This window comes from Samsonia erythrinae, assembly GCF_004342665.1.
GTDB lineage: Bacteria > Pseudomonadota > Gammaproteobacteria > Enterobacterales > Enterobacteriaceae > Samsonia > Samsonia erythrinae.
In genome coordinates this window covers 71,128-85,326 of the sequence record NZ_SMBY01000001.1, presented here as the reverse complement: position 1 = coordinate 85,326, position 14,199 = coordinate 71,128, and the positions used below count along the sequence as shown (strand labels likewise).

The 14,199-nt window shown below is 50.9% G+C and carries 12 protein-coding genes; 10 read left to right on the top strand and 2 right to left on the bottom strand.

The annotated features are described in order from the left end of the window. Positions 1 to 94 precede the first annotated feature (94 nt). The 3 genes from EDC54_RS00345 to EDC54_RS00335 all read left to right on the top strand — a co-directional run bounded on the left by EDC54_RS00345 (position 95) and on the right by EDC54_RS00335 (position 4,652). Positions 95 to 1,426 (top strand): protoporphyrinogen/coproporphyrinogen oxidase, encoded by a 1,332-nt coding sequence (locus tag EDC54_RS00345; protein WP_165904245.1) that lies wholly within the window; start codon positions 95 to 97, stop codon positions 1,424 to 1,426. 204 nt (positions 1,427 to 1,630) lie between these two features. Continuing rightward, positions 1,631 to 3,304, top strand: coding sequence for an FAD-dependent oxidoreductase (locus EDC54_RS00340; protein ID WP_165904244.1), 1,674 nt, complete (start codon positions 1,631 to 1,633; stop codon positions 3,302 to 3,304). Positions 3,305 to 3,578: 274 nt separating this feature from the next. Beyond that, positions 3,579 to 4,652, top strand: coding sequence for a SphA family protein (locus tag EDC54_RS00335; protein WP_132452160.1), 1,074 nt, complete (start codon positions 3,579 to 3,581; stop codon positions 4,650 to 4,652). Positions 4,653 to 4,757: 105 nt separating this feature from the next. Here EDC54_RS00335 and EDC54_RS00330 read toward each other — a convergent pair whose 3' ends face one another. Further along, entirely contained in the window at positions 4,758 to 5,672 is a 915-nt protein-coding gene (locus EDC54_RS00330) for a LysR substrate-binding domain-containing protein (RefSeq protein WP_165904243.1), read from the bottom strand. Between the two features lie 547 nt (positions 5,673 to 6,219). Between EDC54_RS00330 and cueP the strand changes: the two genes are divergently transcribed. The 5 genes from cueP to EDC54_RS00305 all read left to right on the top strand — a co-directional run bounded on the left by cueP (position 6,220) and on the right by EDC54_RS00305 (position 11,785). After that, on the top strand, positions 6,220 to 6,771 hold the full coding sequence (gene cueP / locus EDC54_RS00325; RefSeq protein WP_132453570.1) for a copper-binding periplasmic metallochaperone CueP: 552 nt from the start codon (positions 6,220 to 6,222) through the stop codon (positions 6,769 to 6,771). Positions 6,772 to 7,277: 506 nt separating this feature from the next. Next, positions 7,278 to 7,691, top strand: coding sequence for a GNAT family N-acetyltransferase (locus EDC54_RS00320; protein ID WP_132452156.1), 414 nt, complete (start codon positions 7,278 to 7,280; stop codon positions 7,689 to 7,691). 28 nt (positions 7,692 to 7,719) lie between these two features. Further along, complete coding sequence (locus EDC54_RS00315; RefSeq protein ID WP_132452154.1) at positions 7,720 to 8,409, top strand: helix-turn-helix transcriptional regulator; 690 nt, start codon at positions 7,720 to 7,722, stop codon at positions 8,407 to 8,409. Positions 8,410 to 8,422: 13 nt separating this feature from the next. Beyond that, entirely contained in the window at positions 8,423 to 9,724 is a 1,302-nt protein-coding gene (locus EDC54_RS00310; RefSeq protein ID WP_132452152.1) for a cytosine permease, read from the top strand. A gap of 198 nt (positions 9,725 to 9,922) precedes the next feature. Next, on the top strand, positions 9,923 to 11,785 hold the full coding sequence (locus tag EDC54_RS00305; protein ID WP_165904242.1) for an Svx/AvrXca family virulence/avirulence protein: 1,863 nt from the start codon (positions 9,923 to 9,925) through the stop codon (positions 11,783 to 11,785). A gap of 88 nt (positions 11,786 to 11,873) precedes the next feature. On the opposite strand, the gene azuC is transcribed toward EDC54_RS00305, so the two are convergent. Beyond that, entirely contained in the window at positions 11,874 to 11,951 is a 78-nt protein-coding gene (gene azuC / locus EDC54_RS18200; protein WP_225602203.1) for a stress response protein AzuC, read from the bottom strand. 354 nt (positions 11,952 to 12,305) lie between these two features. Between azuC and EDC54_RS00295 the strand changes: the two genes are divergently transcribed. Next, positions 12,306 to 13,499: a multidrug efflux MFS transporter gene (locus EDC54_RS00295; protein ID WP_132452150.1), complete on the top strand. Its 1,194-nt coding sequence runs from the start codon at positions 12,306 to 12,308 to the stop codon at positions 13,497 to 13,499. Between the two features lie 291 nt (positions 13,500 to 13,790). Beyond that, positions 13,791 to 14,198, top strand: coding sequence for an ExbD/TolR family protein (locus EDC54_RS00290; protein ID WP_132452148.1), 408 nt, complete (start codon positions 13,791 to 13,793; stop codon positions 14,196 to 14,198). Position 14,199: the final 1 nt, after the last annotated feature.

Sequence of the window (14,199 nt, the reverse complement as noted above, 5' to 3'; positions counted from 1 at the left end):
CGGCTACCATGACTTTATGAATTTCGCCAAACAGGATGTACAGGCGAAAAGTAAAAATCCACGGCTCATCATTCAAAATAAAAGGAGTGGCAACATGAAAAAGATCATTGTTGTCGGGGGCGGATCTTCAGGGCTGACTGCCGCCTATACGCTAAAAAGACACGGTTATGATGTCACGCTGTTCGATCAGGATAAGAGACCGGGCGGGCGGTTGAAGATGTACCAAAAGAACGGATTCTCAATCAATATCGCCACCCAACTCTTCGTTCCGTCCTACAAAATGGCGCATCAACTGGCGAAAGAACTCGACATAGCCGATCAATTCATGACGGTAGACATGAATCTGATGCGAGTCTATTACGATAACGGCTGGGTAAACACCAACCCCCGCTCAGCTGACGAACGGGCACGAGCGGAGGCCTATGCACAGAGTATGGGGCCGAATCTGCCCAGGTTACTCGAATGGGTTGCCAACATATCACAGGGTATCTACGAGGGAAGCGCCGACTGGATGGCGGATCTGGATAGCGATGACAGCGGCAACTTCGCGGATTATATTCGCAAATATTTTGGAGAAGAGGTTCTTGAAAATTTTGTCCAGCCCATTGTCGCCACCCTTGCGCAGGACAACCCTGACAAGTTCGGTATTGCCTACGGCGTGATGTTGATGAAATCCGTGGTAGGAGGCCCGTGTGAAGTGCTGAAATACGGCGTCGGCGACCTGGCCACCCAGATGATCAACTATCTGGGGGATTCGATAGTGCCGGACTCCCCGGTGAAAGAAGTTAAGGTCGTCAACGGTCGCGCAACAGGCGTGGTGGTAAACGATACGTTTTATGAATCAGACGCCGTGATTTGCGCCACCGAAGGCAGCAAAGTCATTGGATTGATCCCCGGCCTTAGTGACGCGCAGAAACAGGCCATCTCGAAAGTCACTTACTGCGGCTGCATGCACTCCATGCTCTTTTACGATACGGTGCTATCGGACGACATGATGGGAGGGATGATCCCCCGCCGGACCGGCGCCCCCTTCTGCGGTCTGTTGCTCAACTCCCGCTATGGAAACGCGGCGTTGCCCCCCGGAAAAGAGTGCGTTTCTTTATTTTACTACGGGGCGGGCAGAGACAAATACTGGAATGCCAGTCAGGAAGAAATCGCGCAGGTCTCGGCTAGCGAATTCAAGAAGTTCTTTCCTTCATTGCCAAAAGATTATCTCTTCGCGCATACGGAAAAAATCCCATACGCGATCTATACGATGCAAGCCGGATCCGCCACGGCTATGCGAAAACTCCGTGAGCAACACTATCAGGATGTGAAGGGACTCTATCTTGCCGGCGAGTATCTGTATACCGGTTCAGTCGAAAGCGCGCTGAATTCTGGCCGAAGAGCGGCAGAATTCGTCATGGGGCAGAGAGACAGGATGTAGCGAGTCTTAAGGCATTCCGGCATTGAGCGGTTGGGAAAACATTTTTCGATGATTTGTCCTTCCGCAGTTTAGGGCCCAATGTCGATATATCTTCTCTGGCTGCCTGACGAGATCGCGGCATCATCGCCTGCTGTCTGGTATTCAGGGCAGCCAGGAACGCGGCTATCGAACGTTCTGAAAATTCAGGACCGAAAGGGATACCACATGGAAAACAAACCGAAATCTCACGAAAGTTCCGATAATCCCTGGTATGGCGTTGAACCGCAGATCCCAGAATCGGCTATCACGGAAACCGTCAATACCGAAATACTCATCATCGGCGCAGGAACAGGCGGTATGACCGCGGCGATCTTCGCAGGAAGACAACAGGCGCAGACCCTTGTCATTGAGAAGAACGCGACCGTCGGCTATTACAAAACCTACAATGCGGCCGTCGATTGCAGGGCCCAACGGGAGGCGGGCGCCAATGCAAAATTGGATAAGGAAGCGCTGGTAAAAGAGTTGCTTCGCTATCCATTTCAGTATGATGAAGTCGACAGGCGATTGATCGCGAACGCCAATTTCGTCGATGAAAAACTGATCCGGCTATGGGTGGAAGAGAGTGGCGCCGCTTTCGACATTCTCGCCGACGAGCTGTCGGAATATGGCATCAAACATGTGGCGGAAACCGATATCGGCGACGGCTATCACGGCAATTTCAAAATCTTTCCCGTGCACACGAAATTCATTGTTCCGCTTCTCAAGGGCGGGCCGCGGGGACGCGTCCACGGCGGCGTCGGCGTCATCGAGCCGTGGTTGAAGAAAAAGGCCCAGAAATTGGGGGGGGAATTCAGATTCAATACCCCGCTGGTGAAACTGATCAAGCAGGACGACAAGGTCATTGGGGCCATCGCCAGAAAAAAAGACGGGGGCTATCTTAGGATTCACGCCAGCCGCGGCGTACTCCTTTGTACCGGCGGCTATTCGGATGACCACGAACTGTTCGCGCGGCTCAATCCTCAGGCCGCCACCGTCACGAGCTTGTATTACGGACAAAAAGGGAACATCGGCGATGGCATTAAAGCCGGTATCTGGGCCGGGGGAGAAAAAGCGCCTTACGGAACCGCCGGCCTCTTCGATCGTGGCATGGTGAAGCCGGGCGGCAAGGCAGGCCCGCCTTTCCGACGCCTCGGCCCGACGCTGGGGCCGCTGGACGCCTTTCACATGGGCAGCCAACCCTTTCTGAAGGTCAACATGGACGGCAAGCGTTTCATGAACGAATCCGTTCCCTATGACGCCATTCTTTATCCTTTGCAGTACGAAAAGAATCATGTTTGCAACGTCATCTGGGACGCCAGCTATTGGGATGCCATTAAACGCTTTCACGTCGTCGCCTGCGCCAGACAGCTTCCCAGCCCGACCCGACCCAAAACTTATGAAGGCATCGGGAAGATGATCAATCGCGTACTTTTGGCCAGAGGAGCGATGAAGGGATACATTCAGAAAGCCAATTCAATCGAAGAGCTAGCCAAAAAACTTAAGCTGCCCGTGGCGCAGTTCAAGGACACCGTCGAAAGATACAACAAGATGGCTAAAGCGGGCGTGGACGAAGACTTTGGAAAACCGGCCAAAGATCTGGTCGCCGTGGAAAATCCCCCCTTCTATGGCGTTACCAATGCGGGCTGGATGATGCACACCACCGATGGGCTGCTGATCAACAGTGATATGCAGGTCCTGAATACACAGGGCGCGGCGATCGCAGGACTCTACGCGACCGGTGACGCAGCGAGCGGCTTTTTTGCCACGAATTACTATCCGGAACTGGTTGTGGGCATTGCCTCCGGCAAAACGATCACGTTTGCGAGACATGCCGTTGCGCACATGCTGCGTGACGGCTAAGGCATCAATTCCGTTTTCCCAGACACCTCGGTAATCAACCGGAATCAGCGACGCTTATTGGCAGGCGTTCGTTGATTCCCCTGCCCAACAGAGAGGTTGAGACATATTTACGCTCGGGCGACAGAACGTTCCCTGTTCTGTCGCCAAAACGCTTGCGGCCTAACTTCTCATCGGGATGACCGCATTTCTCAGACATTAGCAATGAAAAACAACGATAAAACATGACGTTATTAAATAACGCCCCACATAACCACACTATTTTCAGGAGAGCGCCATGAGTGATGTATGGGAGGTAATGGAGCAACACATAAATGAAAAAAAACGTTCCGCAGCGACTGACCGCCCCGATTCAGGCAGGATGTCAGCATATAGAACACAGCGGAAAAAAGACGCCGGTACGTTTTTTCTCAGCGTCGCCATACTGTTATGTTTTTGCTGGTCTCCGCTGACGCAGGCATCGGAAGCGACGATTCCAGTCGGGCCGATTGGTGGAACCGATATCGGCCAGGCAATTCCTCTGCCGTCAGGTATCTATCTCACGGGCGTAGGCGTTAATACGCGCTTCGACGGCTGGTATGCCGCCGACTGGGACAAAACGATCGACGCATCGGGGCATAGCTATATCGCCGCCGGACAATTAATGTATGTTTTCGAAAATAAATTATGGGGAGGGACTGTTTCCAGTTCAATCCAGGGGGGCTACAGTGACCTGTGTCTCAAGTTGAACCATGGCAAGAAAAACTGTTCCAGCGGAATGGTCGATTCCTATTCCGACGTTTTTTCCTGGGCTAAGCTGTTCCCAAACCATGCCAGAATGGCAGGCAACCCTACGATCCCTTACGGTTTAGCCGTGCGTTTCAGCATGGGGTTACAATTGCCCATAGGCGAATACGACAGACATAAAACCGTCAACGTCGGCGCAAATTTTTGGGATATTGTACCGAGTGTCGCGTTGACTTATACGGGGCCTAGCCTATTGGGTCGCTATTTCGGCGAAGCGACCGAATATAGCGGCAGACTTTTTTACCACCATTACACTAAAAACGATGACACAGATTACGATACCGCCGACGTCGTCAGTCTGGATTTTGCCCTTACCCAGAGAATGCAGGACTGGCAGTACGGCATTGCCGGATATTGGTTTTCGCAAATCGACGACGACACGTTACACGGGGATAAAGTTTCCGACAAACGCAGTCGACTTTTGATTGTGGGTCCCATCGTACAGAAGACTTTCGTCGTCAATGATCGCCCCTGGATCGTAGCGATAAAGGCGGGCACATCATTGGGCGGTACGAACACCGGCGACGTCAGTTCCGCCATCATCAGGGTTACAACAAAACTTTAAAATAATCAACACAATACCTTTAAACCAGGCCGCGATTTCGAGACAAGACGCGGCCACCGCCTCCGCATGCGGCATCATCGCACTCTGCGTGGCTTAGCGAGGGGTTTACACCAGCTCACAGGCGGATACCGACGCCTCTGAATGGAGACTTCGGGTGCAATGTTCCACAAAGTTCGTCAACGTGCGACTGTTGGCGTTTTTACTCCAGCACATTTGGAGTTGCAGCGTCCGCGTAGGCAAAAGCGGGCGAAACACGACGTCAGGGATGGTCACCGCACTGCCGGTATTAAACGTGAAGCTCACGCAAAGACCGGCGCTGACCAACGGGAACACGGCAAGAGGGCTATAGACAGAAAATGGCGCATGAGGCACAAAATCCGCCTCCCGGCAAAGACTGAGCAGCGATTCATGCAGTTCCCACATGCTTGAGTAAGGCGGTAACGCGAGCTTCTCATCCCTCAAATCTCGCCAGTGAATGACGTTTTTCGCGGCCAGAGGGTGGTCTTTGTGAATGGCGCAAAGCCAGGACGGCATTTCCAGCGTCACAGAGTCAAGTTGGGGATGGCGTCTTCCCCCACAGGTATAAATCACATCGAGTTTACCCGTTAACACCTGTTCCAAAAGCCGATCGGGAATATTCTCATGAGGGATGAGTTCAACATCCGGAAACGACCGCTGAAACTGCTTGATCGCGGCAGGCATACGGCTTAGCACGACACAATTATCGTAGCCGAAATTAAGATACCCCGCCCCGCCCTGCTCTGCCTTTTGCGCGGCATGGGCCGCATTATCCATATACTGAATGAGCCGGATTGACTTATGGAGATACGTGCGGCCCGCCTCGGTCAGTTCCACTTTGCGCGTATTACGGACAAACAAACGAACGCCAAGCTCTTCTTCCAACTGCCGAAGATTGTGGCTAAGCGCAGGTTGCTCAATGTGCAAGGCGCTCGCCGCATGGCCAAAATGTAACTCACGGGCCAAAACCACAAAATATCTCAGATGTCGTAATTCAACCATCCGAAACCTCCGTAGCATGATGCATAAGTAACAACGATGATGGGATAAGGCTATCCACACGGTTATTCCCCGCCAGATGCCATCTAAACGGGGACTTTCCCCGTATGCGAGGACTCGCCTGCCATCTGCACTATAACCATAACCACACGGGCAAGACTCTGATACATCCGACAAAGTACGATTAATTTTATGCCGGTGCGGTAATACACGCTCATTCCGGTACGGGGCGCAATGTGACGGGTTGAAATTGAGGCTAAGCCGCCTGACCGCGAGCGGCACCGACATTCCCTATTCGACAAAGCGCATGCGCCATGAGTGACAAACCGCTGAAACCCTTTTCGACAACGGGCGATAGGGCATCCGTAGTGCGAGTGAACACCTCTCTCCGGGATCCTCCCCGGTTAAAACTTGATCACAATCAATAAAAATTCATGAAATACATAAATTTACCTTTCTATACGCCCCGCCTTTTGACCTTCCCCTTAGGGGAAGGTTTAGCCTCATGGGTTGTGATTCCAAAACGAAAACGCTATTGAGGGAAACCATGATGAATATGCATATAACGGCGGCCTTGCTGACCCTGACATTGAGCGGAGCAAGTTTCGCCGCGACGTCTGACGCCAATACGTTCCTGGCAAAACAAGGGCTGTCGGGTAAAACCGTCGAACAAATGGTTGAGGCGATCGATCAATCCCCCCAGACGAGGCCTTTACCTTACAGCGCCGCCATTACCAGTAAAGAATTGAAACTGACTGATGGGCAGCAGCAATATCACTATCCGCTGGGAGAGAAATTCTATCTGTCATTCGCCCCCTATATCCAACACACGCATCCCTGTTTTAACCACAGTTTATCCGGGTGTCAGGGGGAGCTTGCTAATACGACGTTTGACGTCAAAATCACCGATAAATCGGGCCATGTTATCATGCAGAAGGCCTTAAACAGCCACCAGAACGGCTTTGTCGGCGTATGGCTACCGCGCAATATTGAAGGAACGCTGCACGTCACCTATCAGGGACGTGAAGCAAGCGCGCCCTTCGCCACCTACGATGATAGCCAGACCTGTATGACAACGTTGCCCTTGAAAAAACAGGCGTAATATAACCTGCTCATCGTATAGCCAGCCGCCTGACACCGAATTCCATCGTAACGTGGCTGGCTCCTCACAACCTACCAGCTCGAAACTTGCCTTCAGACGTATAAGCAGGATTAGAAGGCACCGTGAAACGGTGCCTGCGGAAGATCATCAGAAGAGGTGCGCCAGCGAAATCAAATCGTATTTCGCTGGCATTAACCGGGATATATGAATAAGTATCCAAAAGCACGACAAAGAAAAAACTAATAAGAAATATACTTCCAATATAATATATGCTGTTATTATTAATTATCTGACATTTCCCTGATGTAGCGAATTCACACTTAACTTCTGATTTCTATAAACATAGAATCATTAACGTATCAGATTATTTTTTATCATAAGGCAATACCGTTTCATGGCAAGGGGTGAAATCCCCCCTTGTCTGATAACTTTAAATATGATAGAGGAATAGCCACACCGGAATTATAATTTAGCATGCTAATAATTAATAATGAGGTATTATTACAATGAAGTTGAATATTACTGCCACACCGGATCCCGATGAAGAAGAATTTGTCATCGCAAGCCTGTGGAAACACAACGAACAATATGACGCGGTTGACATTTCTCCCCTTTTCTTGAATTTTAAAGATGCTGAAAATAATATCATCGCTGGATTAATTTCCAGAACCTGGTGGGGAGCGCTGGAAGTTCAATACCTTTGGGTCGCTGAAGCCCAGCGTAAAAGCGGCCTTGGCCGCCAACTTATGCTGGCCGCTGAAAAAGAAGCGTTAAAACGCGGTTGTCATCTGGCTTATGTGGATACCTTCAACTTTCAGGCCAAAGGATTTTACGAAAAACTGGGCTACAAGGAGTACGGTAATCTACCGGGGTACGCACACAAACACACTCGACATTATTTAGCGAAATTGATTCGCTGAATTCATTACGACCATTAAGGAGTACAGGATGCCATCCGCCCCCCAAAACATCACTGATTATATTCGTAATCTGATTATCATGATGGAAGGCTTAAATGAACCATGGGGAATTAAAGATTTAGCGTCTCGTCATGTTTACATGAATAAAAGTGCTTATCTTTATACCAACACACCCAGGAGTTTTGATATTGAGGGGCGATTCGATGATGAGTTTCCTGCCAGTTGGAGTGAGCTTGCCGACGATTTAAAGGAGCACGACAGACTAACGGAAAACAGCGAACAGCGAGTCACGGTGATTGAAACCCATTACTGGTATGGCAAAAAGACGTTGACGCCATTCGTCAGTGAAAAGATCCCTATTTTCGACGCAAACAAAAATTGTATTGGTACGATGTGGAATGCCAGACCGCTGGATACCCGATCGCCACTGATATATATCGATCAGAAAAAGCCGACCACATTACAAACAGAGTTAACCACCAGTATTTTTACCCAATCAGAGCTGGATATTATCTTTCTAATATTACAGCGTTTCTCAAATAAAGAAATTGCAAGGAAAATGAACGTTTCACCCAAAACCATCCAAAACAGGATATATAACATGTATCAAAAGGCCGGGACACATTCGCTGCCTCAGTTTGAAGAGTTCTGCCGCCATCTTGGGATAGACAGTTATATTCCCAATACCCTTATCGAAAAAGGCATTCAATTTATATAAGAGAGCAGCCCACATGGAAAAAGTAGATGATTACCCGGTTAGCCGCGTCCCGTTGAACGTCCGGATGCCTTTTCTCAACGTGGCCCTGGTCCACATCGGCATGTTGACGGCGCTGGATCAATTTATGTTGGGCGCGGTGCTGGGACATTCGATGACGTTAAGTCAGGCGATGTTAGCCATCCTTATTGGCAGCGCGATTTTCGGCGTGGTGACGGTGGGGCTTGGCTATGCCGGCATGAAAGAAGGCATGTCCGGTAGTCTGCTCGCACGCTGGTGCGGGTTTGGTCGTATAGGCTCCGTCCTGATAGGGTTGGTGATCGCGGTGAGCCTTATCGGCTGGTTTGGCGTTCAGAATGCCGTGTTCGCCAAAGCGCTCAATTTCGCCATGGCGGATAAGCTCGGCTTTGGCGCGTCCGCGGCGCTTTCCGGCATCGCCCTGACGCTGCTGGTGGCCTTTGGCTTCAAGGCGTTACGTTTTACCGCCAAAATCGCCGTGCCGATGTTTATCATCGTCGTCGGCTATATTTCGATCATGACACTTTCCGGCCACAATATTACCGAGCTGCTCGTTTCCATACCTAACGGCGAGAGGATATCGATTAGCGCAGGGGCAACCATTGTGGTCGGGGGATGTATCGTCGCCAGCTTAATTACCCCGGATATGACGCGTTATTCGCAAAAAGGGAAACACGTATTCTGGATGACGATGCTGTCGATTATCGTCGGAGAGTTTATTGTCAATGGCCTTGCCATTGTTATTGCCCGGGCGCTCAATACCGCTGACGTTGTCACGATCATGTCTCAGGCGGCAGGCGGCATCGGACTGGTCGCCGTTATATTTTCGACATTAAGAGTGAACGATATCAATCTTTATTCTTCCTCGTTGGGCATCGCCAATGCCATAGAAGGCATCACGGGAAAAAAATTACGCTATGTCTCCATCACGTTAATCATCGGCTTCATTGGCACCGCACTTTCCGTCGCTGGTATCCTCGACCGTTTTGTTGATTTCCTGACGCTATTAGGCGTGTTGTTTCCACCGATAATTGGCGTGATGCTGGTCGACTATTATATTTTACGCACACACCAAACGTTACTCACCGCCAGCCGCGCGAAAGGCGAGTTACCGACCAGCGAGGAAACACCGCTGATTGGCTGGCCTGCGCTGCTCGCCAGCCTGACGGGGGCCGCTATCGGGTTAGCCTTTGAATGGGGCATCCCCGCGTTTAATTCGCTACTGGCAGCCAGCGTACTTTATTGGATAATAACCTATTCTCTCAATAACGTTTTTTATACGCGAGTAAGTAAGACATAACAAAAATTTAAAATGAAATAGGTTAAACGATAAAACTGAATTATACTTTTACCCGGCCTCTCATAGAGAGGCCAAATATATTTCTTTTACTTAAGTAAAATTGGCCATGATGGCCATAGGATTGCCTGTTCATTATGAGAAATAACCTCTCATAAATAATAAGGCTGATTAGCAATATTCATGCTAGGAAAAGGATTTATGTCAAAAATAAAGACGATGGTTACGCCACTCAATTGCCTGCTAATATTAAGCGGCGCATTAATGCTCAATACGGCTAACGCCGCTGAAACCTGTGTTGCGGGTGACTGGCAGGTTGATAATTTCAACAATGATATGCCTTCCGTACAATACCAGACCGAGCACTTCGCCTTTCGTTGGAATAATAACGACGCGGACCGTAACGATGTCATTGCCGCTGGGCAGAAATTAGAACAAATTTGGGACAAATTTATTAACCAGATTCAGTTCTCCGAGCCTTACTGCAAACAGACGGTGAAATATAAAGCCAATATTCATATCGATCCCACCTTTGGGCTCAGCGGGGGTATCGCGGGCGGCAACACCATGGGAATGTGGATTGGACCGGCCTCACTGAAGGATAACTGGGGACTGGCACACGAATTTACCCACGCGCTGCAAGGACAAACCGGCAGCTTCCAGAACGCGGAGGGAGAAAACTACGTTGGCTGGATTTGGGAATCCCATGCGAACTGGATGACGCACCAGATGGATGAATTCCGCGGTACGTCGGCCCACTGTTCAGAAATGCTGGTTAACTACCCGCATATCTATCTGGGCTCAACGCGTAACCGTTACTGCAACTGGCAGTTTATGGAATACCTGAAGAACCGCTTTGGCTATAGCATCATCAACGATATGTGGTCAAAAGCGCCCAAAATAGGCGAAAGCGGCCATGCCACCGCCGATCCGCTGTCCGTCCTGCGTACCAACATGGGCTGGAGCCAGTCGGAATTTAACGATGTTTTCGGCGACTGGGCAATGCACAACGTTAACTGGGATTACGTCGATCCCGATGGTTTTGATCGTGGCCGTTTCTACCGCTCAACCTACGGCAGCTATGATACGGTGCAACCCAATGAGTTTAATGCAGACCGTTTGCTGAGGACCACAGCGCTTGAACCGGTGGATGGCGCCAGCGCCCGACGCTTCGCCGTGCCGTTCGATCAGGCCCCGCAGCAGTTAGGCTACAACATCGTTCGATTGATACCGGAAAGCGGCGCGACGAATATCACCGTTCAATTCCACGGTATGGTGCAAAATCAACCCGCCGTCACTCGTTTCCCGGGGCTGAAGAACGATCCGGCAACGGTGCCACAGCCGCATTCCGACTGGCGTTGGGGGATTGTCGCCATCGGTGCTGACGGCGTTTCACGCTACAGCGAATTGCAGCGCGGCGCGTCAGCGACGGTGGAAAACTTTGCTATCCGCCACGACGATCGCGGCATTTATATGGTGGTGATGGGCACGCCGTCAGTCATGCAGAAGATCAAATGGGATCAATCCTATTACTCACTCTATCGCTACCCCTGGATGGCCGATTTCACCAACGTCTGGCCGGAAGGCAGCCAGCCTGACGCCCCCAATCCCACCGCGAATGGCCACCGTCACGCAAACGGCGGCGGTTGGGTATCCCAATCAGCCAATGTTGCGCCTACCGCCTATGTCGGCCCGTATGCCCGCGTCATCGGTGGCAACGTGATGGATAACGCCAGAATCGAAGATCGCGCCACCATCCTGAGCGGTACGGTAGAAGGACATGCGGTTGTCGGCGGTTTGACGGTCATGCAAGGCGACACGGTGGTTCGCGATAACGCGCGCTTGCATACGGTCTTCATGGGGCCGGGCGCGTTTGAGCGCGGCATTGTACTATCGGGTTCTGCGCAGATGCGCGGGGATGCGGAAATTCGCGGCGCTTCCGCGTCGCAAGGCGTATTCTATGGCTTTATTGATGAAAATGAAGTCAGAAGCGGCGATTCCGGCGCTTTCCTGACGGATGCCGTACCGGAAGTCACCGCCGTGCCTAACTACAGCGCAAAATAGAATAAAGACTCACTCAACAGCGTTGAGTCTGAAGTGATAAACAATCAGGCCGCCAAATGGCGGCCTGATTGACACAGCGTACAGATGCTTAGAACAGCGCGCCAGGCGGCACGTTTTTATAGGTATTCAGGTAAGCCGCCAGCATTTTTTTAAAGAAGTTACGCACTTTTTCACCTCAATGACTTAAGACGTTAGCTTGATTATGCGATGGAATAACTCGTGTTCCATGCCGGTGATTGTACGACGACTGTGGTGCGAAAGCTAATTTTTTGTGACGTACATCACAAAAACAAATCAACAACGTTTTTTCCCGCCCGTAGCGATTTTCTTTTGTTGCTAATTATTACCCATGAGTGACTCATGCCCTGCCGCGTATGCTATGCTCATGATGAAAGACGATATTTTAATCACTTTCCGTTATCACTTTGGCGTTACTCTGTGCTGATCAGCACACATTTTCACGCACGGTCACTGAGGTTCGCCATGAGTTATTCGCTGAAAAAGGCTCATTCCTATTCCCATGGAAACCTGGAAACTTAACCTCTTCTCTGCCTGGCTGGGATGTTTTTTCACCGGGCTGGCGATGAGCCAGATATTGCCCTTTCTGCCGCTATATATTGAACAGCTTGGCGTCCGTTCGCATGAATCGCTGAGCCTGTGGTCCGGCTTAATCTTTAGTTCGTCTTTTCTCGTCTCCGCCGTTGTTGCGCCACTATGGGGAAGTCTCGCAGACCGCAAAGGGCGCAAACTAATGCTGTTGCGCGCCGCGCTGGGCATGGCCATTGTGATGTCGCTGCAAGGTCTGGCCACCAATGTCTGGCACCTGTTCATCCTGCGTGCGTTAATGGGGCTCACTTCCGGCTATATTCCCAATGCGATGGCGCTGATTGCTTCACAGGTTCCGCGCGAAAAAAGCGGCTGGGCGCTGGGCACGCTCTCAACCGGGCAGATAGCCGGAGTGATCCTCGGGCCGTTATTTGGTGGCTTTATGGCCGACCACATCGGCCTACGCACCGTCTTTTTCATCACGGGGGGCCTGTTGTTTACCAGCTTCCTGATTACGCTTTTTGCCATTAAAGAGAGCGTGGTGAAAGTGACGAAAGAGAACCGACTCAGCGGGAAAGCCGTGTTCGCCTCTCTGCCTTATCCATCGCTCATCGTTTGCCTGTTTGTGACGACGATGATGATCCAAATGGCAAACGGCTCCATCAGCCCCATTCTCACGCTCTTCATTCGCGATCTCTCCCCCAATATGGACAACATCGCCTTTGTCAGCGGTGTGATTGCCGCCATCCCCGGCGTTTCAGCCCTGATGTCGGCTTCACCGCTTGGACGTCTGGGGGACCGCATCGGTGCGCACCGCGTACTGATTGTCGCCCTGTCGCTCAGTGTGCTGCTGTTTCTGGTGATGGCAACGGTTCAAAGCCCCACGCAGCTCGGCATCCTGCGTTTTTTGCTGGGCTTTGCCGATGGCGCGCTCATGCCAACCGTGCAGGCGCTGCTGGTCAAATACAGCAGCCAGCAGGTAACAGGCCGCATCTTCGGCTATAACCAGTCATTCATGTATCTGGGTAACGTACTGGGGCCGCTGGTCGGTTCCGGCGTCTCCGCCATGATGGGGTTCCGCTGGGTTTTCGGTATCACCGCGCTCTTCGTTTTCTGCAATACGCTGCAACTCATTTTCGCCTTCAGGAAACCGGGAAGAAAAAAATAAGCCACTGGCCGGAGGGATCTACCGGCCTCTTCCAGCCTTATTTTTCGCCTTAGCCGCGACACCGCTTCCTGCCCCTCTTTTTTGCCTTGTCACCGTTAAAAATGATGTAACAACATCAAAAAGCCTATTTTTTGACTAAAAAGTATCATCAGACCGCCTCTGAGTGAAAAATTCATCACATAAATGTAAAAAAAATTAAACAAAACCACCCTATATTGGCTGCTTCATTTCGGCACCTGACGAATTGCTCCGTTCAGAAAGCTGGAAATTACGCCAGCAGGAAAATGAGCCATGAGAAACTGGAACGAACCAAAGAAGCAAAAAGCCCACATCGATCTGGTTCCAATGATTGATGTGATGATGTTTCTGCTGGTCTTTTTTGTTCTGATCAGCATGAACGTGATCCCGGCGCTCGGTTTAAAAACCCAGTTGCCCGCCGCCGGCAGCGTGCAGCAACTCAAGCCGCAAAAAAAAGCGATCATTACGCTAAGTGGACAAGATCATCTTGAGCTGGACGGACAACCGCTGGCACTGCCCGAGCTGGTCAATACGCTAAAGCAGCAGCAAGACAACCCAAACACCACCACCATTATCATTAACAGTGATAAGAGCGTCGCCGTCGAGCGTCTGGTGACGGTCATGGATGCCCTGCGTCAGGGCGGGTTCTCGTCTATTTCTATCGCGACCCGGAAATTGTGAC